Annotated in this window: 2 protein-coding genes; both read right to left on the bottom strand. The window is 69.7% G+C overall.

Going from position 1 to position 2,629, the window contains the following annotated elements:
* The coding region (locus AC1D12_RS30540) for an ATP-binding protein (RefSeq protein ID WP_477844980.1) at positions 1-2,052 on the bottom strand (2,052 nt) is incomplete at its 3' end.
* A 199-nt stretch (positions 2,053-2,251) separates the two neighbouring features.
* Positions 2,252-2,629, bottom strand: a 378-nt coding sequence (locus AC1D12_RS30535; RefSeq protein ID WP_477844979.1) for a LamG domain-containing protein, incomplete at its 5' end; no start/stop codon positions are given.

Raw genomic sequence — 2,629 nt, 5'->3', positions numbered from 1 at the left:
CAGCAGGCGCGCGCATTCGACGCCGTCGAGCCCGGGCATCTTCCAGTCGAGCAGCACCAGGCCGTAGGGCCGGTCGTCGGCGTCCGCCCGCTGCGCCATCTGCAAGGCGGCACGGCCATCGGCGGCGGTGTCGACGTCGAGGCCGAGCGATGTGCACATGCCGGCCAGCAGCTCGCGCGCGCTGGCGTTGTCGTCGACCACCAGCGCGCGGCGGCCGGGCAGGCTGCCTTCGCGCGACGGTGCCTCGGCCGGCTCGGGCTGCAGGCCGAAGCGCAGCGTGAAGTGGAAGCTGCTGCCGCGGCCCGGCGCGCTGTCGACGCTGATCTCGCCGCCCATCAGCTGCACCAGGTGGCGGCTGATCGACAACCCGAGGCCGGTGCCGCCATAGCGCCGGCTGGTCGACGAGTCGGCCTGCGTGAAGGGCTGGAACAGGCGCTGCCGCTCGTCGGGCGTCATGCCGATGCCGGTGTCGCGCACCTCGAAGCGCAGGTCGATGCAGTGCGCCTCGCGCCCGGCGACCGCGATCGCGACGATCACCTCGCCGCACTCGGTGAACTTGACGGCGTTGTTGCACAGGTTGAGCAACACCTGGCGCAGCCTCGACGGGTCGCCCACCAGGGCGTGCGGCAGCTGCGGCGGCAGCGCGAACAGCAGCTCCAGGCCCTTCTGCTCGGCGTTCATGCCGACCAGGTGGCCCAGCCCCTCCATCACGTCGCCGAGGTTGAACGCGATGGCCTCGATGTCGAGCTTGCCGGCCTCGATCTTCGAGAAGTCGAGGATGTCGTTGATGATGCCGAGCAGCGATTCGGCCGCGCCGTGGATCTTCTGCACGTAGTTCAGCTGCTGCGGGTTGAGACCGCTCTGCAGCGCCAGGTACGACATGCCGAGGATGGCGTTCATCGGCGTGCGGATCTCGTGGCTCATGTTGGCCAGGAAGTCGCTCTTGGCCTGGTTGGCCGCTTCGGCCACCTGGCGTGCCACCCGGTCGGCCTCGGCCTGCTGGCGCTGCGTGATGTCGCGGGCGATGCCGACCGTGCCGGTGACGCGGCCGTCGCGGTCGCGCAGCGCGGTCTTGATGGTCTCCACCAGGGTGATGCCGCCGTCGAGGCGCACGTGCCGTTCCTCGATGCGCTTGCTGGCGTTCGACGCCATCACCTCGGCGTCGTCGAGCCGGTAGCCGCGGCTGAGCTCCGGTGGATGGACGTCGAAGTCGGTCTTGCCGATCATCTGGCCCGGCCCCTCGAAGCCGAGCGTGGTGATGAGCGCGCGGTTGACGGCGACGTAGCGGCCGCCGGCGTCCTTGACCCACGCCAGGTCCGGGATGTTGTCGAGGATGGTCGCCATGCGGGCGTTGGCGTTGGCCAGCTCCGCGGCATGCTGTGCTTGCCGCTCGCGCATCGCGTTCAGGGCATCGACCAGCTGGTCGAGCTCGTCGCCCTTGACCTGCTGGCGCCGCAGCTGCAGCGGCGGCGCTTCCACCTGCGGGTTGACGCTGCCGATCGATGCGGCGATGTCCAGCAGGTGGCGCGTCGCGAGCCGGTGCACGACGAACAGGATGAAGAACGCGACCAGGAAGGTCTTGGCGGCATTGCTGAGCAGGATGACGAAGGCCTGGGTCGCCAGCTCGCGATAGATGTCGGCCAGCGTCGCCTCGACGCGCAGCACGCCGATGACCTCCGGGTGCTGGCCGCAGCAGGCGAGCGGGAACTCCTTCACCACCGAGCGGCTGGCCTGTCGCTCGCCGCGCAGCACCGTCAGCGAATGGGCGGACGACGCCGTCTCGCGCACCTCGGCCGCGCGAATGGACGGCAGCCGCACGATGCCTTCGAGCTGCTCCTCGAGCTGCTTGGAGTCCAGCGCCCACAGGCTTTCGCTGAGGCTGCGCGAGCTGGCCTGGTCGATCTCGCCGAAGCGGCTTTCCAGGCGCGCCCGCTCGCTGCGGTAGCTGAGGGTGAGCTGCAGGATGGTCAGCACCAGCGTGACCACGGTGCTGAACACCAGCACCCGCACCAGCAGCGCGATCGCGATGCCGCCGCCCGGGATCCGCGACACGGAAGCCAGCCAGCCGCGCCGCTGGGGTGGGGAGTCCGACGCAGGTGCTTTGGGGGTCATCGGTGAACTCGCTCGGCCCGCCGGATCAGGCGGAGGTTCCGGCTTGGGTCGAGCATAGTCCAATGCAGCCTGCGCACGCTGCCGTACGCGGGCTTCCCTGCCCCCGGGTTCTCCCGGGGAAGGACCTTCATGCAGGGGATCAGGATGCGAACAGCCCTGCCACCTGGTCGGCGGTCATCGCGTTGCGGTAGAGGCGGAAGTCGTCGATCAGGCCATCCAGGTACGGATCGGTGCCGGACTGGGAGCGCCCCAGCCAGTTCCGGCCGGTATCGCCCAGCCGAAAGGGGGCGAAGGGCATGTCGGCGATGCTTCCGGTCGCGACACCATCCACGTAGAGCGTCTGGGTCGTGCCGGACAAGGTGACGACGATGTGCGTCCAGACGCCGGTCGGCAGCACCGCGGTGTCGATGCTGCGCTCGTTGTGGCTGCCGCTGACGGTGGTCGAAAGCCGCGCGGTCGCGCCGGCACTGGCCCTCAGCGTCATGTAGCGTCCGGTGCCCGTCCCGAAGTCGAACAC

Source organism: Rhizobacter sp. P1_G5 (assembly GCF_056405435.1).
Note: the sequence above shows the minus strand (reverse complement) of the source record. Positions and strands in the feature narration are given on the sequence as shown.